Genomic DNA, 22198 nt, shown 5'->3' on the forward strand with positions numbered 1-22198 from the left:
TTCGTGCTGCATCGTTGCGCAGCGGCGGGGCTACGCTGCGGCCGGGCTCATCAGCGCATGGATGCGCGCATAGAGCTCACGCGCCGGCAACGTATGCAACTGTGCGACAAAGTCCCAGAGTTCCTTCGCCGGTGCCTCGCCGATCAGGGCCGCGGCCTTGGTTCTCAGCCTGGCCAGTTGTCGCGTGTACGGCATGGCATCGGCGAGCTCGACCGTGTGTTCGAGACAAGCGCCGGCATGCGTCGCGATGGTGGCGCGGCATGCGGTATCGGCGACGGCTGGATCGGCATGAATCGAGGTGCGTCGAGCCAGGCTGACGAGGGCGGGGTCTGTGCACGCCGCGTCCGAAAACGAGCGTAGCGACGCCGTATCGACACCGGCCAGTACCATCGCCGCAGTGAACGCAAGGCTGAACTTCGCTTCGAGTCCGGTGCGAGGCTGCTCAATGCAGCAAACCGGCAGCCATTGCGGGTTGATGCGAAGGCTGATGGCGGCGACGTCCGCAGGCTTCACGTCGTGCCCGGCACGCAACGCCAGCAGCGCTTCCAGCGCCGGGTGGGTACCGTGGCAGCAGGCGTGGAATTTGTACTGCACGTCGACGAACCGGAACTGTTGTGGCAGGCCGTCGAATGGCCCGGCAACGTTGTCCTGCCGCGCGCCGTGGCTGGCTGCGAAGCCGCCCGCACATTCGATCGCATCGGGCCGCGAGACGAAACCCAGCGAGGCGAGCGTGGCGGCTTCCACGCCGCTCGCGGCCGCCATGCCCGCATGAAACGGTTTGCCCATGGTGCCGAACTGACATTTGAGTCCGGACGCCCGGGTAGCCGCAATGCCAAGCGCATGGGCAGCCTGCGTGGCGTCGAGCCCCAGCAACCGAGCACATGCCGCCGTCGCGCCGAACGCACCGGACGTCGCAGTCTGATGAAACCCCGCGTTGTAGTGCGCGCGCCCCAGCCAGGCGCCCACCCGGCAGGTGGTCTCGAGGCCGCACAGGAGCGCTTCAAGCAAGGCGTTGCCATCGGCCTGCTGCTGCTCGGCAATAGCCAGTGTCGCGGGCAGGACGGCGACTGTTGGATGACCCACGAAAGCGAAATGGGTGTCGTCGTAGTCGAGCGCGTGCCCGACCGTGCCGTTCAACAAGGCGGCAGCGCGCGCCGGCACGCGCTGCCGGATGCCGAACGCACTGGCCTCGGGCGTGCCGCCTTCGCGCGTCACCAGTTCGCGTGCGATTTTGCTGACCGGTTCATGCCGACCCGCCAACGCGACGGCGAAATAGTCGTAGAACGAGAGCCTCGCGAAATCGAGCGCGTGTTCCGGGAATTCGATCGACCGGTCGACGGCAAAGCGAGCCGCCTGTGCGGTGACCCCGTCTGAGGTTTGCAATGTGGATGGATTCAACGAGAGCCCCTGGCGGTTACGCTGCGATCTTGCCGAGCATGGCGTCGGAAATGATCCGCATCTGGATTTCCGATGTGCCCTCGAAGATTTTGGTCAGGCGCGCATCGCGCCAGTAACGCTCCGCCGCGAAGTGGGTCGTGTAGCCGGCGCCACCATGGATCTGCAGACCTTCGCTCGTGACCCGCTCCGACATTTCGCTCGCGAACAGTTTGACCATGGCCGCTTCCGTGTCGCAGCGCTCGCCTTCGTCGATCTTTTCGCAGACCGAGTACAACAGCGCGCGTGAAGCTTCGATCTGGGTGGCCATGTCGGCCAGCTTGAAGCGGATAGCCTGGAAGTTGCCAATCGGCGAACCGAACTGGGCGCGCTCGCGCGCATAGTGCAGCGAGTCCTCCAGACTGCCCTGGGCGAGACCAATGGAGCGCGCCGCGGTATGCGCGCGTGCCGTTTCCAGGCCAGCGGTGGCGAGATAGAAGGCCTTGCCCTCTTCTCCCACCCTCATCGAGTCCGGTACGCGGCAGCCATCGAATGCCAGTTCCCAGGTAGTCCAGCCGTGGTAGCCAATCTTGGGAATCACGCTGCCCTTGACCCCTTCGGGCAACTGGCCGCGAGGCTTCTCGACCATGAAGGCGGAGAGGCCGCGGTGGCGAGCCTTCGGGTCGATCACGGGATCGGTTCGCGCGATGACGAGGATGAAGTCGGCCTCGTCCGCGAACGTGCACCAATACTTGCTGCCGGTGATCTCCCACTCGTCGCCGACTCGCACTGCGCGGCAAGAAATATTCGCCACGTCGGAGCCCGCATTCGGCTCCGACAGCGAGAATGCGCCGAGGAATTCGCCGCGAGCCATGCGCGGCAAATACTCGGCTTTTTTCTCCGGCGACAGATTTTTCAAGGCGCCGATCAAGCCGTTGCCACGCGCGATCAGGCTGCCCACGCTCATCCAGCCGCGCGACAGTTGCTCCGCCACGAGACAGTACTCGTATGCACCAAGGCCGAGCCCCCCGTATTCCTCGGGAATCAGGATGCCGAAGTAACCCAGCTCGCCCATCGCTTCGATCAGCTCGCGCGGGATCTGACCTTTTTCCGGATCGAGTTTGTTAGCGATCGGCAGCACACGTTCCATCGTGAATTGATGCGCGGCTTCCTGGATCATGCGGCGCTCTTCGGTCAATTTTTGCACTGGGCCTGCCCCTTTTTGACGTTTGCCTTACGGAGTTTGATCGATGACTATGTGCGTACATATTAGCAACGTCACGGTGATAAGTGACACGCGGGTTTTTCCCACCCCCCCAAATCGGGTGGCTGTAGCGCGGCCAAGCAAAAACGCTCATGCGCGACGGTGAAGTGCCGGTTGACACGGTTCGATCAGGCCGCCATTATGTACGTACATTTTAACCATTCGCGATGAGCGGCGATCAAGAATTCCTGACCGGAGGAGAGCGATGCGCAAGGACAGGGCGGGAAATTACTTCGAAGACTTTCGCGTGGGCATGAGAATTCGTCATGCCACGCCGCGGACGCTGACGGAAGGCGATCGAAGCCTCTATATCGGACTTACCGGCAGCCGTACGGCGCTCTGCACCGCCGAGACCAACGCGCAGCGGCTAGGCTTCGATCGCCGCCCACTGGAAGACTTACTGGTGTTCAACACGGCATTCGGCAAGACGGTGCCGGACATCTCGCTCAATGCCGTGGCCAACCTTGGCTACTCGGATGTCCGTTTCCTCGCTCCCGTGTATCCAGGCGACACGCTGACTGTGGAGACCGAGATCCTCGGTCTGAAGGAAAACGCCAGCCGCAAGACCGGAGTGGTCTACGTGCGTTCGACAGCGAGCAATCAACTCGGACTGAACGTGCTGACGTGGATCCGCTGGGTGATGGTGCACAAGCGCGACCCTGGCGCGCCCTGCGGCGAGGCCGTCGTTCCCACGCTGAATGCCAGCGTACCGACTGAGCGTCTGCCTTGTGGCGACTACAGCGCACGGGTGCGCGAGATTGGCTCCATGACCGGTGTGTCCGCGCTTTGGGACGACTACGCGGCTGGCGAACGAATCGATCATCCGGGTGCAATGACCGTCAACGAGAGCGACCATAGCATCGCCACGCGCCTATATCAGAACACGGCAAAAGCACACTTTGACGGCTTCGCCGCGACCGCGAGGGGCACGAAGCGGCTGGTCTATGGCGGTCACGTCATGTCGATCTGCAAGGCGCTGGCGTATGACGGGCTGGAGAACGGTCTGTCGATCCTGGCGATCAATGGCGGCAGTCACGTCAACCCGACCTACGCAGGCGACACCATCGCCTGCTCGACCATGGTACTGGACAAGATCGACCTCGGCCTCGGGCACATTGGCGGACTCCGCCTGCGTACCATCGGCGTCAAGAATGCTGCCGCGTCATCGATTGCATTTCCCGACGCGGGGGGGACACGGCCCATCCATCCGGAGCATGTCGTGCTCGATCTCGACTACACGATTGCCATTCCCAGATAGTTCACCCATTCCAGTTATCGGAGAATCTCATGGCTGCTACCACGCATCCGCGCGACGCGCTCTTTGCCGGCGAAAAGGCATTCCCGGTCCTTGCAGCGTGCGAGCATTTCGCCGGCAGCGAAAAGTTGATCGGCAAGGCGATGGACCTGCACGTGGAGTACGGTCCTGTTTTTGACATTACCTGCGACTGCGAGGACGGCGCCGTCACCGGCGAGGAGCGCGAGCATGCTGCGATGGTGGCGCGCATGATCAATTCGGGGCGTAACCGATTCGGCAGAGCGGGTGCGCGCATCCACGATCCTGCGCATCCAGCCTGGCGAGCGGACGTGGACATCATCGTTGGCGAAGCCGCGGAAAAAGTCGCCTACATCACGATCCCCAAAGCGACCCATCATGAGCAGGTCGCAGAGGTGATCGACTATATCGGCAACGCGGCACGCAGGGCGGGAACGAGCCGCGCGATCCCGATTCATGCCCTGATTGAAACACATGGCGCGTTGCGCGACGTCTTTCACATCGCGTCCTTGCCGCATATCGAAGTGCTGGACTTTGGACTCATGGATTTCGTCAGCGGACATCACGGCGCCATACCCGCTATGGCCATGCGCAGCCCGGGCCAGTTCGAGCATGCGCTGCTTGCGCGGGCCAAGGCGGACATCGTGGCCGCCGCGCTGGCCAATGGCATCGTGCCCGCGCATAACGTGTGTCTTAACCTCAAGAATGCTGAAGCGATCGCGAGTGACGCGGCCCGCGCCCGCAACGAATTTGGTTTTCTACGGATGTGGAGCATCTATCCGGCACAGATCGCACCTATCGTCAATGCCATGCGTCCGGACCTCACGGAAGTGGCCGATGCGTCCGGGATTCTGATTGCCGCGCAGAACGCCGGCTGGGGTCCAATCCAGTACCAGGGCGAATTGCACGACCGCGCAACCTATCGCTATTTTTGGGCCGTGCTTGAAAAAGCGAAAATCACTGGGATGGCGCTGCCAGCCGAAGCCATGCAGCGGTTCTTCCAGGACTGAACGCCTGTGCGATGCCGGCGCTGGCCTGCGCCCGGGGCGATGACTCGACGCGCGTATAATCAGCTCCCTGATTGATAGCCACGCCCGACTTACGCACCAACACAGTAGCCCATGCGCGCCACCTCGAAAGGCAACCAGATCGATTCACCCGGCTCGTCCACACGCTACGCCGAACTGGCCAGCGCGCTGGTCAAGGACATCGTGGCTGGGCGCCACGTGGTGGGCAGCCTGCTGCCCACCGAACACGAATTGGCCGAGCAGCGCGGCGTAAGCCGTCATACCGTACGCGCCGCGCTCAAGCTGCTACAGGACCTCGGCTACATCACGCGCAAGAAGTCAGTCGGCACGCTGGTTGAGAGCGCCAATCCGGAAACCGCGTATACGCAGTCGTTCGGAACCGCGGAGGATCTCGTGCGAGTCGCGGCAACGGAAGTGCGGGCCATCGAGAACGAGCACCGGGTCACGCTGGATCGTGCCGCCGCTCGGCGCCTCGAAGCACCGGTCGGTAGCGAATGGCTGCTGTTTGCCGGTACCCGCGTCGACGTCAGGAAGGGACGAACGCCTGTGGCCTGGGCCGATATCTACATTGATGTGACGCTTGCTCGCATCGCGAAGGCGGTTCGGAACAATCCCGAAGTGCTGGTCAGTTTCCTGATCGAGCGAGAGGCCGGCCAGGTCATTGCAGAAATCCGGCAGGTCGTGACGGCGACCCTGATCGAAGTGCCGCTTGCCCGCGTGCTCGGCGTAGCAGCCGGATCGGCTGGCTTGAGGCTCGTGCGCCACTACAAAGACGCAGCGGGAAAAATCCTCGAAATCACCGACACGATTTATCCCGCCGACCGGGTGTCCGTCGCGTCGCAGTTGAAGCGAAGCAAAGCGCCGCTTTGAGTCGCGGTCTGCTGGCTGGCTCGAGTAACTTGCAGACACCACATTCCGCCTGCCCCCCCTCAACTCCCCTCACCGCTTCCTCACCACCAGATTGCCGTCGCTCAGGTTGCGGCCTCCTGCGCTGCGAAGTACCGGACGTCTTGCACCATCTCGCCCCCTGTTTTCGGGGGGATTTCTCGTCATCAACGACCTCGACCCGGAGCCCGCTCAAGAGGCGGTCGAAGCGCTCAAGGCCAGCGGTGCGCAAGCCGTAGCCTGCGTAGGCAACGTGACGGCGCCCGACTTCGCCGAGCGGTTTGTCAACACGGCCATGAGCACGTTCGGGAGCATCGATATCCTCGTCAACAACGCTGGTTTCACATGGGACGACGTGATCCAGAAGATGAGCGACGAGCAGTGGTACGCCGTCCTCGACTGCCACATGACGGCACCGTTCCGCATCCTGCGCGCCGCGTATCCGCACATCAAGGCGCTGCATGCCGCCGACAAGGAGGCGGGCCGCGAGGTGTACCGCAAAGTCGTGAACATCTCCTCGACGTCGGCGCTCAACGGCAACGCGGGGCAGATGAACTATTCGTCGGCCAAGGCTGGCGTGATCGGGATGACGCGTGCGCTCGCCCGCGAGTGGGGCCGCTTCAATGTCAACGTCAACGCGGTGGCGTTCGGCCTGATTCACACTCGCATGACGGTGAGCACGGAATCCGCCCAAACGGTCAAAATCGAGGGCCGCGACATTCGCGTCGGCCTGAACGCCGAGATGCTCAAGACCCACGCGCAGCGCAACCCGCTCGGACGAGGCGGCACGCCTGAAGAGGCGGCAGGCGGCGTGTATCTGTTTTGCTCGCCCGAGTCGAACTACATCACGGGTCAAACCATCGCCGTGGCCGGCAACGTCCAGTAAGCTGGCACTGCCATCCCGCAGCAATCCATCAAGGCTCCGGCCGGCCGCGCTTTTCTTCCACGCGGCCGGCGTTCATCACTGCGCTACTCTTGCGGCCCACGCCTCCGGCATCGCGCCGGCACTCGGCGAACCACCAGCATCGGATTCACATGCCTTCCATCACGACCGGATAGCGCACGAAGGTGCCGCCGTCTGCTGCAAGCGCACGGATCGACCGCGCACTGACTACGCGCTGCGCGCTGGCCCACTCGGCGACGCTGTCCTTGCTCGCCACAGCCTGCCCGCCTGCCGCCTGGATCTCCGCCACGACGTGGTCCGCAGGCGCCGCGTCCGTGCCCGCACCGGTCACGATCATCACCTTGCCATCCATTCCTTTATTCATTTAATCGGAATCCTTATCGATATTGCCATTTCTTGCTGCCACCGGACGCGCAACCCGGTCGTTGCGCCGTGCGGATCAGCTGCCTTTGCCCTTGCGTGCCGGAATCTCGTTGCGCTCGTCCTGGGTCAGAACGAGATCCCACAGTTGCTGGCCGATGGGATGCTGGCGCTCCTCATACAGATGCGCGAGCAGACCGGCAGCCCGGCCCACCAGCATGAAGCCGCGAGCAAGGAGCGGCTCGAGCTTCATGTCGCCGATGATCGCGCCAATTGCGCCGACCGCGTTGATGGGCAGGTTCTTACCCATCTCATGTCGGAAGACGCGCTCGATGGCGTACATCAGGCGCCAATGCTTGCCGAAGTAGCCGTTCTGCCGCGACACCTCGGCCAGCGTCGGCACCCGCGGATCACCGTGCACGTGGATCGGATGGCCGACACCGTAGATTGGCTGCTTCTTTTCGCGCGAGGTGCGGATCGCCGTGCGTGCGCAGTCCAGCACGGCTTCGTCCGAGGCGTCATCCGCCAACTCTCGTGCGGCGTCAATCAGCAGCTCCGCCGAATTCTGCGTCGTGCCGAGAAACACACTGCCCGCGCCGAGCAGACCGGCGGCCACCGCTGCCTGCATTGCTTCCGGCGCGCCCAGATAGGTGAGCCGCGCGCTCATCGCGCTCGGGGTAAGGCCGTGATCGCACGCCGTGACGAGAATCAGGTTCACCATCCGCTTCTCGCGCTCTTCGGGAAGGCGATTGAGGATGGTGAGCATCATCATGTCGACGAAGTCGAGCTTGCCGAGCAGCTCCAGCGAGAGATCCTTGCCACGCACCGTGATCTTGTCGATCGTGGTGTAGCCAATTTCAGTGGTAATCATGCAGTTTCCCGATCAGGTTGTATCAAGCCGCTGGCCGCCGCAGCAGCATCATCCGCGCGTCGCATTCGCAGACGATTTCGTTGTGCTGGTTGATCGCGACGCGCCGGAAATCGACGATCCCGCGCGCCGGATTCGAGGTCTCGCGCCGGCCGCTCACCTCGATGCGCCCATGCAGCGTGTCGCCGATCAGCGTGGGCTTGGGAAAGCGAAACGACATCTCGAGCAGCCCGATCAACGAGGGTTCGAGCAACTGATTGACGACGGTGCGCGTATTGAGTCCCGAGAGGATCGAGGCGACCAGCATCCCGTGCGCGATCCGCGTGCCCCACGGCGTGCTGGCCGCATAATGCGCGTCGACATGCACTCGGTTGTAGTCCGCACTGAGCGCTGCGAAGTTCGTCACGTCCGCTTCCGTCACCGTGCGGCTGGCGGTCTCGAACGCGAGACCGGGCTCCATGTCTTCCCAGTAATAGCGCAGGTCGCCAAGGGCGTGAGGCGCAACTGTGTGTGTCGTGGACATCGTCGCTCCTCAAGAGATGGCCGACATGCCGAGCACTTCACGCCCGACGATCAGCGTCTGGATCTCGGCGGTGCCCTCCGGAATCGTGCCGCCGCTCGTATCGCGGAAGATACGTTCGAGCGGATATTCGGTGGAGTAGCCAATGCCGCCGTGCACGGAGATGGCGATCTTGGCCACCTCGTGCGCCGCCTCCGCCGCATAGAGCTTCGCAATCGAGCACTCGATGCGCGAGGGCAAGCCCTTCTGCAGCGAAACGGCCGCCTTGTAGCCCAGCGCGCGGGCCGCCTCGGTACGCACCATCATGTCCACGATATGCTTTTGTACGAGCTGGAATTCGCCGATCGTCCTGCCGAACTGCTTGCGCGTCTTCGCATACTCCACGGACAGATCGAGCGCGGCCTGGGCTGCACCGACCGCACCCATCGCAATGTTCATGCGGCCATAGTTGAGCCCGACCGACATCGCCTTGAGCGCCGAGCCTTCCGCGCCGAGCAGATTGGCCTTCGGGATGCGGACGTTGTCGAAGAAAAGCTCGGAGGTGCCCGACGCCTTGAGCACCATCTTGTCGACGAGGCGCGCGTCGATCGGTGTGCTGGCCTTGTCCACGAGAAACAGCGAGTGAGCGCCGTCCGAGGTTGCGCTATAGGTGCGCGCCAGCACGATGACATAATCCGCGGCGACGCCGTTGGTGATCCACAGCTTGGTGCCATTCAGGAGGTAGTGATCGCCCTTGTCTTCGGCACGCATCTCGATGCCGGCGGGGTTGGAGCCGTGGTTCGGCTCGCTGAAGGCCACGCAGGCGCCCTTCTCGCACGCCATCACCGGTGCGAGAAACTGCGCCTTCTGCGCTGCCGTGCCGTGCTGGCTGACGAGCCGCAAAAAGACATTCGTGATGTTGACGATAGTGCGCAGCGAACCCCAGAAGTAACCGGCTTCCTCCAGCATCATCGCCCACGTCACGAAGTCCAGCGCGAAACCGCCGGCCTCCTCGGGCAGCAGGCCGCCGATATAGCCGAACTGGCTCGCGCCCGCAAGCAGGTCCAGCGGAATGCGCTTTTCCCGTTCGCAGGCGTCGATACGGGGTACGACTTCGTTGCGCATGAAGCGCCGGATGCTGTCACGCAGCGCTACCTGCTCTGCGTCGAATTCGAAATCCATAATTGAGTCCCGGATGATAGAAAACGCGGGCTTACGAAGAGAAGCGTCCGCCGGTCACGAACAGCGTGACGCCGCTGATGTAGCGGGCGCGCTCCGAGGCGACGAAGGCGACCGACGACGCGATGTCGCCCGGCATGCCGAGAAATCCGACCGGAATCTTCTCTAGCGCGGCATCGCGCAGCTTGTCGTAGTTAGGATTGGCGCGCATCAGCTCGGTCTCGACGAAGCCGGGGGCCACCGCGTTAGCGGTGATGCCGAAGCGTGCCTGCTCGAGCGCAAGTGCGCGCGTGAAGCCGATCAGGCCGAGCTTGGCGGAACTGTAGTTGGTCTGGCCGGGATTACCGAACACCGAGCGCGACGAGATGTTGACGATCCGCCCCCAGCGCCGCTCCATCATGCCGGGCAAGACCGCACGCGTGCAGTGGAACGCGCCCTTGAGCACGACGTCCACGACGCTGTCCCATTCCGTCTCGGTCATCTTCGTGAGATAGCGGTCCTTGTTGAATCCCGCGTTATTCACGAGGATGTCGACGCCGCCGAATGCCTCGGTGGCGGCTTCGACCATCCGCCGCACGTCGTTGCCGTCGGCCACGTCGCAACGCGCCGCGATGGCACGGCCGCCCTGTGCCGCGATCTCTTGCGCCACCTGTCCGGCAGCGTCAAGGTCGAGGTCCGCCACGACGAGCTTCACCCCCTCCTGCGCGAGTACGCGCGCGGTTTCCGCGCCGATTCCGCGTGCGCCGCCCGTCACCACCGCGACCCTGTCGCGAATGCCCAGATCCATCTCCTGCTCCTCCACGATACGAACCGGTATGCACCGGTTTCAGATGTTGTCCCGCACCCGATCGCCCGCGCGGATTTTTCGCGCCGGGCCTGTGCTCGCCTCGCGCAAGACCAGGCTTGCGGCGAGGCGCATACGATCAGTTCTGCTTCTGATAAAGCGTCACGACACACGCGCCGCCGAGACCGATGTTATGCGCGAGCGCATTGCGGGCGCCTTCCACCTGGCGCTTGTCTGCGGTACCGCGCAACTGGTGGGTCATTTCGTAGCATTGCGCGAGGCCCGTCGCGCCCAGCGGATGGCCCTTCGAAAGCAGGCCACCCGAGGGATTGACGACCCACTTGCCGCCGTAGGTGTTGTCACCGTCGTTGACCAGCTTTTCGGCGCAGCCTTCGTCGCACAGGCCAAGGCCTTCGTAGGTGAGCAGCTCGTTCTGCGCGAAGCAGTCATGGAGCTCGATCACGTCAATGTCCGCGGGGCCGACTCCGGTCTGCTCATACACCTGGTTCGCGCCAAGGCGGGTCATATCGAAGCCGACGAGACGGATCATGTCGCGCGCGTCGTAAGTACTCGGAAGGTCCGTGGTGAGCGCCTGGCCCGCAATCAACACGTCGGTGCGCAGACCGTGCTGCTTCGCGAAATCCTCCGACACCACGACCGCGGCGGCAGCGCCGCACGTGGGCGGGCAAGCCATCAGGCGGGTGATGACGCCGTCCCAAAGCATGGGAGCGTTCATGACGTCCTCGGTCGTCAGGACGTCGCGGAACACAGCCAGCGGATTGTTGGCCGCATGGCGGCTTGCCTTCGCGCGAATCTTCGCGAACGTCTCGAGCTTCGTGCCGTACTTCTGCATGTGCGCATAGCCCGCGCCGGCAAACTGCTTGATCGCCGTGGGGATCTCATCATGGCCCACCAGCTCCGTGGCGAGAACGTGAGCGCGCTCGAGCGCGGGCGCCCGATCGTCCCAGCGGGAGACCAGCGCGCCGGGCCTCATGAACTCGAAACCGAACGCCAGCACGCAGTCCGCCATGCCGCTTGCCACGGCCTGGCGGGCGAGAAACAGGGCCGACGAGCCCGTCGCGCAGTTGTTGTTCACGTTGATGACGGGAATACCGGTCATGCCGACGTGATAAAGCGCCTTCTGTCCGCTGGTCGAATCGCCGTACACATAACCGGCATAGGCCTGTTCGATGTCGGCATAGGCGACTCCCGCGTCCGCAAGTGCGTCGCGCACGGCATGCGCGCCCATTGCGTCGTAGGTTTCGCTGGCGCCTGGCTTTTTGAACGGAATCATGCCGACGCCGGCGACGAAGACTTTTCGAGTCATGGTGGCTTCCTTGAAGTTGACTGTGGGCAGACGTACTACCGCCGTGCACCGATGTTGCGACCGGCGTTCGTGCGCGCACGCCCCCCTCGATTGGGGGGCGCGCCTACGCCCCCCCGAACATGGTGGGGCTCGCACCATCCGGGCTTGCTACCGTCGCTTCCCAACGGCCAATCGGCCGCAAACATCTTTGATGCGACCAGGGCAAGTAACCAAGCACCTGCTCCGGTCGACCGCAACAAGTGCACGGGACCCGGGCAAGTGCTGAAGCGCGCCGACTCGGGTCGACAGGGAGACAAACGTGGATCTACGTTTTTCAGCAGACGAAGAGCAGTTTCGCGAGGAAGTTCGCACATTCATCCGGGCGGCCTTGCCCGCCGATATCCGCGACAAGGTCCTCAACCACCAGCGCCTGCACAAGGACGACTACGTCCGTTGGCAGCGCATCCTCTACGAGCACGGCTGGGGTGCCCCGTCCTGGCCGACGCAGCACGGAGGCACCGGCTGGAGCGTGCTCCAGCGCCTCATCTTCGAAATCGAAACGTTTGCCGCCGGCGCCCCGCGCCAGATGCCGTTCGGTCTCGGGATGATCGGCCCCGTGCTCATGCGCTTCGGCAGCCCGGCGCTCCAGGCACGCTTCCTTCCCCGCATTCCGAACATGCAGGACTTCTGGTGCCAGGGTTTCTCCGAGCCCGGCGCGGGCTCCGACCTTGCCTCGCTCAAGACTCGCGCGGTACGCAAAGGCGACCGGTATGTCGTCAACGGTCAGAAGACCTGGACGTCTTACGCACATTACGCCGACTGGATTTTCTGTCTTGTGCGCACCGACCCGGAAGCCCGCCAGCAGAGCGGCATCTCGCTCCTGCTGATCGACATGAAGTCGCGAGGCGTATCGACCCGGCCGATCCGCACCCTCGACGGCAGTTGCGACGTCAACGAAACATGGTTCGAGGACGTCGAGGTGCCCGTGGAGAATCTCGTCGGCGAAGAGAACGAGGGCTGGACCTGCGCGAAATACCTGCTCGGACACGAGCGCACCGGCATCGCCGGCATTGGACTGTGCTACCGGGAACTGAGTCTTCTCAAGCACTACGCCAGCACGGTGACCGATGGTGCCGGCCGGCCGCTAATCGACGACACTCGCACGCGCGACAAGATTGCGCTGCTCGAAATGGAGCTGAGCGGTCTGGAGATGCTGCTCCTGCGCGTGGCGACCCAGGCGGCGGGACATCCCGGGCCGGAGGCCTCGATCGTCAAGATCCGTGGCTCCGAATTGCAGCAGAACATTGCCATGTTGCAGATGGAAGTGGCCGGCCCGTATGGCTGGCCCTACTCGCCGGATTGGCTCGAAGCTGGCGCCTCGCTGCCGGTAGGTGGGCCGGCATGGGCTCCCGGCGCTTCAGCGCCTTATTATGAATTGCGCAGGACGTCGATCTACGGCGGCTCCAACGAAATTCAAAAGAACATCATTTCCAAAGCGATTATCGGGATTTGAGAGGACAGCATTCATGAAATTCGACTACAGCGAAGAGCAGCGGATGCTGGCGGACAGCCTGCGCCGCTTCGTCGATACGGAGTATTCGTTTGAAACGCGGCGCAAGATCGCACGGGACTGCGGCAGTTTCGACCGGCGCGTCTGGGCGATGCTGGCGAGCCTCGGCATCACCGCCCTGACCGTGCCTGCCGACTACGACGGTTTCGGCGAAGGCGCGGCGGGCCAGCTCGCCGTGCAGCGCGAGTTGGGGCGCGGACTCGTGCTGGAGCCCGTCATTCCCGTGGCCATGGCAACGGCCATTCTGGCGCGCCATGGCAGCGAGGACCAGCGGCCGCAGTGGCTGCCGGAGATCGCGCGAGGCGAGCGCATCGTCACGCTCGCGTACCTCGAGCCCGAAACGCGATATCGCACGGATACCGCCAAAGCCAGCGCGGTGCGCGACGGCGAGGGATACCGCCTCGACGGCGTCAAGGCGCTGGTCTGGCATGGCGGCAACGCCGATGCATGGCTCGTCAGCGCGCGCCTGAACGGCGCAATATCGCTCTTTCTGGTGCCGCGCGAAGCGGACGGTGTGACGCTTGCGAGCTATCCGGCCATGGACGGCTTGCACGGCGCCGACCTGCATTTGCGCAATGTGCACCTGAGCGCAGCGTCGCTGGTCGGCAAGCCGGGCGGCGGTGTCGCGGCACTGCAGGACGGCATCGACGTCGGCATTGCCGCGCAGTGCGCGGCGGCGGCCGGCGCAATGGAGCGCCTTATCGAAATCACGGCCGAATACCTGCGTACACGCAAGCAATTCGGCCGGGCGCTTGCCACCTTCCAGGCACTACAGCACCGTATGGCTGAAATGCTGGTCCAGAAAGAAATGGCGCTCTCCATGGCGTACCTCGCCGCACAGGCGATCGACGACCAGGACGCCGATGCGCGACGGCGCAAGCTGGCTGGCGCCAAGGTCATCGTGGCACAGGCAGGACGTTTCGTCGGCCAGCAGGCCGTGCAGTTGCACGGCGGCATGGGGGTAACCGACGAACTGCAGGTAGGCGACTATTTCAAGTACCTCACAACGTTCGACATGCTGCTCGGCGACAGCGCCCATCACATGGCCGCATACAGTGCCGCCATGGCCGCCTGACCCACCTGAAGCGTCAGCGGGCACGCTGGCGCCGTATCATCGTTCCTGGCACAAAGCCGGATGAGAAAGGGCGTTCCGCTCGTGCCAGATTCGCGTCTCAAGGATCTTTTGCGTTATAGCCATTGATGCACACCTCACATGCCCGAAAGCATAAACGGTGTCGCTCTTCCAAATGAAGACGGCGCGGTCAAGTCCCTCATTGATACGAAGCTGGTGACACCGCGACTCGGTCGCGGACTTGTACCACGCGACGCAATGCTGGCGCGCCTCACGCAGGCGCGCCAATGCCGATGCTTCGTGCTCATCGGCCCCGCCGGCTACGGCAAGACCACCACCCTCGCCAAATGGTGCCGGGCGATGATTCCTCTCGGCTACGACGTTGCCTGGCTCACGCTCGCACCGGAGGACGACCGCCTGCCGACGTGGCTCAGTTATCTGACAAGCAGCATCAGCCGGGTCTCGCCCGCGATCGCCCGCGACACCGAGCAGCTCGGAGGATTCCAGGGCGGCGAAGAAGCACTCGAGCGCACCATCGTCGCATTGGTGCGTGGCATTGCGCGTCATCGCCGCGAGTTGCTGCTGGTCTTCGACGATATTCATCATGTCAAGGATGCCTCAATACTTTCGGCGCTCCAGTCGCTGATCAACTACGCCCCGCCCAACCTGCATTTCGCATTCAGCTCCCGTTCACCGCTGCCCTTTCCGCTCGAACGGGAACGCGCAGAGAACGGGGTGTGCGAGATCGGCGCCTCCGAGCTACGCTTTTCCGCGGAGGAGTCCGCCCTGTTCCTGAGCGCACAGCTCGGCAGCATCGACAGCGACAGCGCTCACCACCTGCATGTGCTCACCGACGGCTGGGCGGCAGGGCTCCAGGTCTTCTCCGTGGCGTGGAAGCGCAGAAGGCGGGGCGCGCCCACGCCCGGCGCCGCCAGTGCGTTCTTCCAGAAGCAGTTGCGCGACTCGCGCGCGTTCGCCGTCTACTTCGAACAGGAAGTGCTCCAGCGTCTCGCGCCCGAGGAGCTGGACCTGCTCATACGCGTATCCGCCTGCGACCGCTTCTGCGCCGCGCTTTGTGCGGCGCTGCTCGACAATCCCGGTGCCCGGGACGTGTCGAATGAACTGCTTGCGCGGCTCGAAGCCGACAATCTGTTCATTTCCACGGTCGATCGCAACGCATGGGAGACCTGGTACGGCCTGCACCCGCTGTTGCGCGAATCGTTGTCAGAGCACTTCGCTGCCTGGGACTACGAAGCGCAGCGCAAGGTCCATGCGATTGCCTCCCGCTGGTTCCGCGCACACGGCCACGTGGACGAGGCCATCCACCACGCATTGCGCGCCGGCGAGCCCGAGCAGGCAGCGGCCATGGTCGAACAGTGCGCGCAGACGCTCTTCGTGCTCGGCGACCGGGCCAAACTGATGCACCTCGTTCGCGAACTACCCGCCGCGCAGGTAGAGGCGAGTGTGCGATTGCGTACGTGGATGGCTCGCATGCAGATCTACTGGCGCGAATTCGTCGCGTGCGCCGCCACCCTCGATGCACTGGACGCCGATGTCCCGGCCGACGATGCCTGCCATCGCTTCACGATCGATGTCTTGCGCGCGGCCCTCGCGGTGCAGCGCGACAACGTGCAGGCAGTCGAGGCGCTGGGAGCCCGTTTCGCCGCCCCGCCCGTCGACGCGGACCCGGCGCTGGCGGCGGGCGGGCGGCTCATCCTGACCTGGCTTGCCATGCGCCGCGGCGAGTACCAACGCGCGCGCGACCTCCAGTTCGACGCGCCCGTCACGGTGATAGACGATGCGCCGCTCGTTGGATCGATCGTCGGATCGCTCTATGGCCGTTGCTTCGCGGGGCTCGCGTATGCGCTCGAAGGCAGCATGACGCAGGCCGAGCAGGTGTACCGCGCCGTTCTCCGCGACGCCGACATGGGTGGCAAGGTATGCGCTGAACCGGCCAACCTCGCGGCCGCCCTGCTCGGCGAAGTGCTCGTGGAACGCAACGACAACCGCACCGCGCGCGATCTGCTCGAAGAGCGTGCCGATGTGTACGAACAGGTTTCGATGCCCGATTGCGTCCTGCGCGTCATGACGACGTTGTCGGCTGCGCACTGGAACATGGGTCTGCGCTCCAGCGCCATCGGTTATCTCGAGCGCCTCGAAAAGTACGCGCGGCATCTCGAACTCGACCGCCCGCTCGCGCACAGCCTGGCATTGCAGGTGACGCGGCTCCTCGCGAATGGTGAGATGGAAGCCGCGCACGCGCGGCTCGAACAGCTCGCCGAACTCGATGCGAGACACTTTCCGGATTCCCCCGCGGAGTTCTACAGCGAACTCCACGTGGCCGCACACGGGACCCAGGTTCGCTGGTGCCTCGCGACAGGGGACATCGAACAAGCCGCGCGTTATCTCTCGCCGCTCATCGACTACTGCCGCTCGCATGGGCGGCAACGCGACGAGGTCGCACTGCTCATGCAGCACGCGGTCGTTCTAGCCCGTTTGGGTCGCGTGGCAGCAGCCCGAGGGGAAGTGCTGGAGGCCCTGCAGCGCGGCCACCGGCTCGGTCTCGTGCGCACCCTGGTCGATGCCGACCCCAATGCCGCCGCCCTGCTCGGCGAAATCGCACAAGACAGGGCCGCCGAGCCGGTAGTCGCGTTCTACGCGGAGCGCATTCTTTCCCGCATAGCGGCAAACGACGCACGAACGCCGCTTGCTGGAGGCGCGAACATCCATCCGAACCGGGCTGCACGCGATCTGCCGAAATTCAGCCAGCGGGAAACCGACGTCGTCAGGCTGCTTGTCGAAGCATTCACCGCCAAAAAGATCGCTCGCGCGCTCGGCCTGTCACCCGAAACCGTTAAATGGCATCTCGCCAACATTTACGGGAAGCTCGGCGTTTCCGGGCGCGACGCGGCACTCGACCGTCTGCGTGATATCGATTGGGGTTCCGGCCCAGGCGTCGTACGCGCGAAGTTCGACACGAAACCAAACGAATAGGCGCCTGCTCAGCGGTGCCCCCTTCTTCACGTCCCGCGAACCGGGGCGTCGCCTTGGCACGTCCACTCCCGTCGTTGTGCGAAACCCGACGCTCCCGACGCGGCGCCAGCCTCATACCCGCGCGCATCGACGCGTGCGTGAATGTCCTTCCCCCTGTTTTGCGGGGGGGCTCAGCGCGCCCCCGCCCGTGGTGTACTTGATCACCTCCACAAGCATGGATGCATGCCGTCTTACGTTACCGCGCCATGTCCATGCAAGTTTCGCGCTGCAGGTGATCGAATCCTATGAATACCCACTACGACTATATTGTGATTGGAGGCGGTTCCGCCGGCTGCGCGATTGCGGGCCGTCTGGCCCAGCGCAGCACGCATCGGGTCGCCTTACTCGAAGCCGGGCCGGGCGACCAGAATGCGAGAATCACGACGCCCCTTGGCGTCGCTGTCGTCGCGACGAAACGCGGCCCGTTCAACTATGGCTTGCGCACACCGCCCCAGCCGGACCTGAACAACCGGAAGATCCGTGTGCCGCGCGGACGCGGGCTGGGCGGCAGTTCGTCGATCAACGCCATGGTGTATATCCGCGGCAACGCGGCCGATTACGACAACTGGGCCGCGAATGGATGCCCTGGCTGGGGATGGCGGGACGTTCTGCCTTACTTCAAGCGCGCTGAGTGCAACGAACGCCTTGCGGGCCATACCGAGGACGCGCTGCACGGCGGCGTCGGCCCCCTCAGCGTCGTGGATCTTCGCTCGCCCGGCCCGTTCGCGCGCTACTTCATCGAAGCCGCGCTCGCCGCCGGCCACCCCTACAATCCCGACTTCAACGGCGTCACCCAGTTGGGCGCCGGCTATTTCCAGGTCACGCAGCGCAATGGCGAACGCTGGAATGCCGCGCGTGCCTACCTGCACGGCGGAGATCCCGAACTCGCCGCGGCCGGCAAGAGCCGCTGGCCAAATCTGCACGTATTGACCGATACCCAGGTGGTGCGGATCGTGATCGAAGGCGGTCGCGCTACGGGCGTGGTCGTGCAGCGCGGCGGCGAGGAAACGGTCCTTCACGCCAGCCGCGAAGTGATCCTCAGCGCCGGCGCGATCGGCTCGCCACAACTGCTGATGCTCTCGGGAGTGGGTCCGGGCGAACATCTGCGCGAACTCGGCATCAAGGTCGTGTGCGATGCACCCGGCGTGGGACACAACCTTCACGACCATCCCGACATTCTGCTCGTCCAGACCTCAGTGCCGAGTCGCGATCTGTTTGGGGTCTCCGTGCTCGGGGGGCTGCGCATGCTGCGAGAACTGCGGCGCTACAAACGCGAGCGTACCGGCATGCTGACCAGCAACGTCGCTGAGGCGGGTGCCTTCATCAAGAGCCGCCCGGACCTTACCGAGCCCGATCTGCAAATCCATTTCGCCAATGCGGCCATCACGGTCCCGATGAAATACGGCCACGGCTACTCGGCGCACATTTGCCTCCTACGGCCGCACAGCCGCGGCCGGCTCACGCTGAAATCGAAGGACGTGCGCGATACACCCGTCATCGACCTCAACATGCTCGCGGACAGCCGCGACATGGACGCGCTCGTGGCCGGCGTGCGCCTGCTCAAACGGATCGTCGACCAGCCCGCGCTCAAGCGCTTCGGCGGCCGCCCCGTGAATCCCTGGCTGGACGCGGAGACGTCCACGGATGACGAAATCCGGGCACTGCTGCGCGCGCGGACCGAAACCGTCTTTCATCCCGTCGGCACCTGCCGCATGGGCACAGATGCGCACGCCGTCGTCGACACGGAATTGCACGTGCGCGGCGTAGCCGGGCTTCGCGTGGTCGATGCGTCGGTCATGCCGGCCGTCGTCAGCGGCAATACCAACGCACCGACGATCATGATCGCGGAGAAAGCCGCAGATTTGATACTGGGTCGCCCCACGCCAGTGACATCCGTCGCAGGCAACGCACCGACGACGACCAGAGAGACGCTTTGACCAGGCGGCAACCAATGCTTTCACCCGAATTCTCCGCCTCCGAGGTAGCCGCGGTCGCACATGCGTCGATCGCAGCACCTGAAAATTTCGAGCCGGCCATCACGACCGCCGCATTCTCCAATTTGTGCGGTGGCTTCATGATCCACCGATTGCTGCCCATCGTCGGCGTGCGCGTGCAGCCAGAACACCTGAACAGCCTCGGCATCGCACATGGCGGATTTCTTGCCACGTTTGTGGATTCCGCGTTCGGGTTGATCCTGCGGCGCGACTTCACCCACACCCTGACCCCGACAGTCCATCTGGGCGTCGACTATCTCGCGCCCGCAAAACAGGGAGACTGGCTCGAAGCGCACGTCTCGGTCGCGAAGGTCGGCAGAAGTGTTGCCCACGCAACCTGTTCGGTCTTGACCGACGGGCGCACCCTCTTGACGTCCAGCGGCGTCTTTCACGTGGGAAGTTCCACCCGCCGTCAAGACCGCTCGACAACCTGCAAGCCGCCAGGGCAAGCCACCTGAGCATGACAATACAATCTGGAAGGAGACGTTGATGTACATGACTCACGCCCTGCACCGATCCCTGCAACAATCGCCCGACAAAGTGGCGACGATATTCCGGGAACGTCGCCGGTCTTTCCGCGAATTCACCGATCGCGTAGCGCGCCTTGCCGGCGCGCTGCAATCGCTTGGCATGCAACCGGGCGACCGCGTCGCCATGCTGTCATTCAATTCGGACTACTACCTTGAATACCTGATGGGCGTCTGGTGGGGAGGCGGCGTGGCCAATCCGGTGAACATCCGCTGGAGCGCGGCAGAGATAGCCTACTCGCTCAACGACTGCGACACGAACATCCTGATTCTCGCCGATCGCTTCGCGCCGATGGCCGAGGCGATCCAGAGCGCTACGCAACGACCGCTCACGCTCATCTATGCGGGCGAAAAACCCGTCCCGGATGGGATGAAATCGTTTGAACAACTGATCGAGGAGACCCAGCCCGTTCCGGACGCCGGCCGCGGCTATGACGATCTGGCGATCATCATGTACACCGGCGGCACGACCGGTTTTCCCAAGGGCGTTACACAGACACATGCTGCGCTGTGGTGCGCCTCGATCCAGCGCAATGCCGACGTTGCGCCGCTACGCGAAGGCAGAGTGCTGCATGCGGCGCCGCTCTTCCATATCGGCGCGCTCGGGCGCGCGATCGGTCAGTTCATTGCGGGCGAGAGCCACGTCATCATCCCGCTATTCGAACCTGCGGAACTGCTTCGGACCGTCGAGCGCGAACGCGTCACCGAAGTCACGCTCGTGCCTACGATGCTGCAGATGCTGATCGACCATCCCGACTTCGGCCAAACCGACTTGAGCTGCGTCCGACGCATCTCCTACGGTGCATCCCCGATCACGGCCTCCACGCTCGAAACGAGCTTGCAGCTTCTGCCTCACGTCGAGTTCACCCAGGCTTACGGTCTCACCGAAACCATGATCGTGGCGTCGAACCCGCACGAAAACCATACCGGGCCGGCACGGACGAAGGGGCTGCACATGTCGGCCGGGCGCGCCATTTTTGGCATCGCCGTCAAGATCGTCGATGCCGAAGGCGTAGAGGTCCCGCGCGGCACGGTCGGCGAAATTGCGGTGAAGGGTCCGAACGTGACACACGGCTACTGGAACAGGCCCCAGGAAACGGCGAGCGCACTGCGCGGCGGCTGGTTGCACACGGGTGACGGCGCCTATATGGACGACGCCGGCTACATCTTCATCGTCGACCGCATCAAGGACATGATCGTCAGCGGCAGCGAAAACGTCTATTCGGCAGAAGTCGAGAATGTGATCTGCCGGCACCCGGCCGTCGCATCGTGCGCGGTGATCGGTCTGCCAGACGAAAAGTGGGGCGAAACCGTGCATGCAGTCGTGGTGTTGCGTCCTGACATGACAGCGACCGAAGCGCAGATTCGCGAACACTGCAGGCAGGCAATCGCCGGCTACAAGTGCCCGAAATCCGTGGAGTTCCGTGCAGAGCTGCCGCTTTCGGGTATCGGCAAAGTTCTCAAACGGGAACTGCGCGCCGCCATGGAAAAACAGCCGGCGCACGCAGGCCACTAAAGCGAACCGTTCCACCCGAAATCTGGAACATGGGCATGTCTTCATATCAACCGGTGCCGGCTGCAAACAAGGCCGATGCACAAACCCGAGCCACCGCCGCCACCGTTGCGGCGCATCAACGCGCATTGCGCGAGCTGCCGATGGAGGACCACCTCGACGAAGCCGAAGCAAACCGGGGCTTCATCGGTACCGTTCCCAATGCGGAAGTGCGCGATGCCTACGGTCGCCTCGTCTGGAGTCTCGCCGACTACGGCTTTCTCGATGCCGAAGAGGCCCCGGCCACCGCGCACCCGGCCCTGTGGCGCCAGGTCCGCCTGAACCGGGTCCACGGGCTCTTCGAGGTCACGGAGCGCATCTATCAGGTACGCGGCTTCGATCTGGCCAACATGACCATCATCGAAGATCATCGGCATCATCGAGGGCATTGCATTCCAGACCAACATCCTTGCCTTGAACGCCGCCGTCGAGGCTGCGCGAGCGGGCGAGCAGGGACGTGGCTTCGCGGTCGTCGCGGGCGAGGTGCGCGCGCTCGCGCAGCGCTCGTCGACCGCCGCGAAGGAGATCAAGGCGCTCATCGACACCTCGGTCGAACGCGTTGGCACCGGCACATCGCTTGTCGACCAGGCCGGCCGCCTCATGACGTCGGTCGCGGTGTTCCGGCTCCCGGACCGGACGGCGCCGGGCACGGCGAGCCCCCTTGCCGATCCTGCGCAGCCGGCGCAGAGAACCCGTCCGTTCGCTGGGGCTTTCTGGCAGGCGGGA

At 64.0% G+C, this 22198-nt stretch carries 19 protein-coding genes and 1 pseudogene; 11 read left to right on the forward strand and 9 right to left on the reverse strand.

Annotated features, from left to right (window positions below; genetic code table 11):
* Positions 1–30 precede the first annotated feature (30 nt).
* Both HV773_RS15900 and HV773_RS15905 read right to left on the reverse strand, forming a co-directional pair.
* Positions 31–1383 (reverse strand): MmgE/PrpD family protein, encoded by a 1353-nt coding sequence (locus HV773_RS15900; RefSeq protein WP_175195574.1) that lies wholly within the window; start codon positions 1381–1383, stop codon positions 31–33.
* A 31-nt stretch (positions 1384–1414) separates the two neighbouring features.
* Positions 1415–2581: an acyl-CoA dehydrogenase family protein gene (locus HV773_RS15905; protein WP_175195351.1), complete on the reverse strand. Its 1167-nt coding sequence runs from the start codon at positions 2579–2581 to the stop codon at positions 1415–1417.
* 262 nt (positions 2582–2843) lie between these two features.
* On the opposite strand from HV773_RS15905, the gene HV773_RS15910 reads away from it, so the two are divergent.
* From HV773_RS15910 to HV773_RS15925, 4 genes are all read left to right on the forward strand, one after another.
* Positions 2844–3896: a MaoC family dehydratase gene (locus tag HV773_RS15910; protein WP_175195353.1), complete on the forward strand. Its 1053-nt coding sequence runs from the start codon at positions 2844–2846 to the stop codon at positions 3894–3896.
* A gap of 29 nt (positions 3897–3925) precedes the next feature.
* Positions 3926–4921, forward strand: coding sequence for an HpcH/HpaI aldolase/citrate lyase family protein (locus tag HV773_RS15915; RefSeq protein ID WP_175195355.1), 996 nt, complete (start codon positions 3926–3928; stop codon positions 4919–4921).
* Positions 4922–5032: 111 nt separating this feature from the next.
* Entirely contained in the window at positions 5033–5809 is a 777-nt protein-coding gene (locus tag HV773_RS15920; RefSeq protein WP_175195357.1) for a GntR family transcriptional regulator, read from the forward strand.
* A 106-nt stretch (positions 5810–5915) separates the two neighbouring features.
* Positions 5916–6710 carry an SDR family NAD(P)-dependent oxidoreductase gene (locus HV773_RS15925; protein WP_377729327.1) on the forward strand — a complete coding sequence of 265 codons (795 nt, stop codon included), beginning with the start codon at positions 5916–5918 and terminating at the stop codon, positions 6708–6710.
* 145 nt (positions 6711–6855) lie between these two features.
* On the opposite strand, the gene HV773_RS15930 is transcribed toward HV773_RS15925, so the two are convergent.
* The 6 genes from HV773_RS15930 to HV773_RS15955 all read right to left on the reverse strand — a co-directional run bounded on the left by HV773_RS15930 (position 6856) and on the right by HV773_RS15955 (position 11745).
* Entirely contained in the window at positions 6856–7092 is a 237-nt protein-coding gene (locus HV773_RS15930) for a hypothetical protein (RefSeq protein ID WP_377729329.1), read from the reverse strand.
* 75 nt (positions 7093–7167) lie between these two features.
* Complete coding sequence (locus tag HV773_RS15935; protein WP_175195361.1) at positions 7168–7959, reverse strand: citryl-CoA lyase; 792 nt, start codon at positions 7957–7959, stop codon at positions 7168–7170.
* Positions 7960–7981: 22 nt separating this feature from the next.
* Complete coding sequence (locus HV773_RS15940; RefSeq protein WP_175195363.1) at positions 7982–8479, reverse strand: MaoC family dehydratase; 498 nt, start codon at positions 8477–8479, stop codon at positions 7982–7984.
* Positions 8480–8488: 9 nt separating this feature from the next.
* Complete coding sequence (locus HV773_RS15945) at positions 8489–9637, reverse strand: acyl-CoA dehydrogenase family protein (protein ID WP_175195365.1); 1149 nt, start codon at positions 9635–9637, stop codon at positions 8489–8491.
* A gap of 31 nt (positions 9638–9668) precedes the next feature.
* Complete coding sequence (gene fabG / locus HV773_RS15950; RefSeq protein ID WP_175195367.1) at positions 9669–10421, reverse strand: 3-oxoacyl-ACP reductase FabG; 753 nt, start codon at positions 10419–10421, stop codon at positions 9669–9671.
* A gap of 136 nt (positions 10422–10557) precedes the next feature.
* Positions 10558–11745, reverse strand: coding sequence for a lipid-transfer protein (locus tag HV773_RS15955; protein WP_175195369.1), 1188 nt, complete (start codon positions 11743–11745; stop codon positions 10558–10560).
* 298 nt (positions 11746–12043) lie between these two features.
* Here HV773_RS15955 and HV773_RS15960 point away from each other — a divergent pair, with 298 nt between their 5' ends.
* From HV773_RS15960 to HV773_RS15985, 6 genes are all read left to right on the forward strand, one after another.
* A complete protein-coding gene (locus tag HV773_RS15960; protein ID WP_175195371.1) occupies positions 12044–13237 on the forward strand; it encodes an acyl-CoA dehydrogenase family protein in 1194 nt (397 codons plus the stop codon).
* A 13-nt stretch (positions 13238–13250) separates the two neighbouring features.
* On the forward strand, positions 13251–14369 hold the full coding sequence (locus HV773_RS15965) for an acyl-CoA dehydrogenase family protein (protein WP_175195373.1): 1119 nt from the start codon (positions 13251–13253) through the stop codon (positions 14367–14369).
* A 255-nt stretch (positions 14370–14624) separates the two neighbouring features.
* Positions 14625–17360: a winged helix-turn-helix domain-containing protein gene (locus HV773_RS15970; RefSeq protein WP_175195375.1), complete on the forward strand. Its 2736-nt coding sequence runs from the start codon at positions 14625–14627 to the stop codon at positions 17358–17360.
* A 284-nt stretch (positions 17361–17644) separates the two neighbouring features.
* Positions 17645–19336, forward strand: coding sequence for a GMC family oxidoreductase (locus HV773_RS15975; protein ID WP_175195377.1), 1692 nt, complete (start codon positions 17645–17647; stop codon positions 19334–19336).
* Between the two features lie 14 nt (positions 19337–19350).
* On the forward strand, positions 19351–19851 hold the full coding sequence (locus HV773_RS15980; protein WP_175195380.1) for a PaaI family thioesterase: 501 nt from the start codon (positions 19351–19353) through the stop codon (positions 19849–19851).
* Positions 19852–19888: 37 nt separating this feature from the next.
* Positions 19889–21436 (forward strand): acyl-CoA synthetase, encoded by a 1548-nt coding sequence (locus HV773_RS15985; protein WP_343052365.1) that lies wholly within the window; start codon positions 19889–19891, stop codon positions 21434–21436.
* Positions 21437–21477: 41 nt separating this feature from the next.
* Here the strand turns inward: HV773_RS15985 and HV773_RS15990 are convergent, their stop codons facing one another.
* The gene (locus HV773_RS15990) at positions 21478–21852 is read right to left on the reverse strand and encodes a hypothetical protein (protein ID WP_175195383.1); all 375 of its coding nucleotides are present in this window, start codon (positions 21850–21852) and stop codon (positions 21478–21480) included.
* Here HV773_RS15990 and HV773_RS36875 point away from each other — a divergent pair.
* Positions 21839–22105 (forward strand): annotated as a pseudogene (locus HV773_RS36875) (methyl-accepting chemotaxis protein); the annotation flags it as partial. The gene HV773_RS15990 and the pseudogene HV773_RS36875 overlap by 14 nt on opposite strands.
* Positions 22106–22198: the final 93 nt, after the last annotated feature.

The sequence above is a fragment of the Paraburkholderia caffeinitolerans genome, assembly GCF_902859945.1.
Lineage (GTDB): Bacteria > Pseudomonadota > Gammaproteobacteria > Burkholderiales > Burkholderiaceae > Paraburkholderia > Paraburkholderia caffeinitolerans.

What these genes read in the sequence shown, in the direction of transcription:
- HV773_RS15910 (WP_175195353.1), top strand. Translation starts at nt 2,844, where the DNA reads ATGCGCAAGGACAGGGCGGGAAATTACTTCGAAGACTTTCGCGTGGGC.
- HV773_RS15915 (WP_175195355.1), top strand. Translation starts at nt 3,926, where the DNA reads ATGGCTGCTACCACGCATCCGCGCGACGCGCTCTTTGCCGGCGAAAAG.
- HV773_RS15920 (WP_175195357.1), top strand. Translation starts at nt 5,033, where the DNA reads ATGCGCGCCACCTCGAAAGGCAACCAGATCGATTCACCCGGCTCGTCC.
- HV773_RS15930 (WP_377729329.1), bottom strand. Translation starts at nt 7,092, where the DNA reads ATGAATAAAGGAATGGATGGCAAGGTGATGATCGTGACCGGTGCGGGC.
- HV773_RS15935 (WP_175195361.1), bottom strand. Translation starts at nt 7,959, where the DNA reads ATGATTACCACTGAAATTGGCTACACCACGATCGACAAGATCACGGTG.
- HV773_RS15940 (WP_175195363.1), bottom strand. Translation starts at nt 8,479, where the DNA reads ATGTCCACGACACACACAGTTGCGCCTCACGCCCTTGGCGACCTGCGC.
- HV773_RS15945 (WP_175195365.1), bottom strand. Translation starts at nt 9,637, where the DNA reads ATGGATTTCGAATTCGACGCAGAGCAGGTAGCGCTGCGTGACAGCATC.
- fabG (WP_175195367.1), bottom strand. Translation starts at nt 10,421, where the DNA reads ATGGATCTGGGCATTCGCGACAGGGTCGCGGTGGTGACGGGCGGCGCA.
- HV773_RS15955 (WP_175195369.1), bottom strand. Translation starts at nt 11,745, where the DNA reads ATGACTCGAAAAGTCTTCGTCGCCGGCGTCGGCATGATTCCGTTCAAA.
- HV773_RS15965 (WP_175195373.1), top strand. Translation starts at nt 13,251, where the DNA reads ATGAAATTCGACTACAGCGAAGAGCAGCGGATGCTGGCGGACAGCCTG.
- HV773_RS15970 (WP_175195375.1), top strand. Translation starts at nt 14,625, where the DNA reads ATGCTGGCGCGCCTCACGCAGGCGCGCCAATGCCGATGCTTCGTGCTC.
- HV773_RS15975 (WP_175195377.1), top strand. Translation starts at nt 17,645, where the DNA reads ATGAATACCCACTACGACTATATTGTGATTGGAGGCGGTTCCGCCGGC.
- HV773_RS15980 (WP_175195380.1), top strand. Translation starts at nt 19,351, where the DNA reads ATGCTTTCACCCGAATTCTCCGCCTCCGAGGTAGCCGCGGTCGCACAT.
- HV773_RS15985 (WP_343052365.1), top strand. Translation starts at nt 19,889, where the DNA reads ATGACTCACGCCCTGCACCGATCCCTGCAACAATCGCCCGACAAAGTG.
- HV773_RS15990 (WP_175195383.1), bottom strand. Translation starts at nt 21,852, where the DNA reads ATGATGCCGATGATCTTCGATGATGGTCATGTTGGCCAGATCGAAGCC.